Genomic DNA, 984 nt, shown 5'->3' with positions numbered 1-984 from the left:
AACAACCCCTTTGTTGGTGGTTACGGCTAGTAAGGTATACAGATAATATTTAAGCGCTCGATACCAGCGTTGACACAGTAAAAAATCAGATAGGCATAACGTTAATGACACAAATGGTAAGAACACGAATCGCACCATCCCCAACGGGTGACCCTCATGTTGGTACAGCATATATTGCATTGTTTAATATGTGTTTCGCCAAGCAACACGGAGGTAAGTTTATCCTTCGAATTGAAGATACTGACCAAGCGAGAAGCACGCCAGAATCGGAACGTGATATTTTATCTTCAATGAAGTGGTTAGGGCTTGATTGGGACGAAGGTCCAGATGTAGGTGGTGATTATGGGCCTTATCGCCAGAGTGAGCGAAAAGACGACTATCGTGCCTATGCCGAGCAGTTGGTCGAACAGGGTAATGCCTTTTATTGTTTTCGTACACCAGAAGAGCTTGATGCGATTCGTGAAGAGCGAAAAGCGGCGGGTTTAAACCCTGGGATTAAAGGTGACCTTGAGTTATCTAGTGACGAAGTCAAAGAACGTTTAGCTCGTGGCGATGCGCATGTTATTCGTATGAAAGTTCCGGACGAAGGTGTTTGCGAAATTGACGATATGTTACGTGGCAAGATAGAGATTGACTGGTCTCAGGTCGATTCTCAAATTCTGCTTAAGTCAGACGGTATGCCTACTTATCACCTGGCGAATGTAGTTGATGACCATTTGATGGCGATCACGCATGTTATCCGTGGTGAAGAGTGGATTAACTCGGCACCTAAGCACCAGTTGTTGTATAAGTATTTTGGCTGGGAGATGCCTGTGCTATGTCACATGCCATTATTACGAAACCCGGATAAGAGCAAGCTAAGCAAGCGTAAGAACCCAACCAGTATTAATTATTATGAGCGTGCTGGTTTTTTACCCGAGTCAGTCATTAACTATTTGGGGCGAATGGGTTGGTCTATGCCTGATGAGCGTGAGAAATTTACAC

At 44.5% G+C, this 984-nt stretch carries 1 protein-coding gene; it reads left to right on the top strand.

Annotated features, from left to right (window positions below):
- Positions 1-104: 104 nt before the first annotated feature.
- Positions 105-984, top strand: an 880-nt coding sequence (gene gltX, locus A3729_RS08750) for a glutamate--tRNA ligase (RefSeq protein ID WP_068633676.1), incomplete at its 3' end; no start/stop codon positions are given.

This window comes from Oleiphilus sp. HI0043 (genome assembly GCF_001634935.1).
Note: the sequence above shows the minus strand (reverse complement) of the source record. Positions and strands in the feature narration are given on the sequence as shown.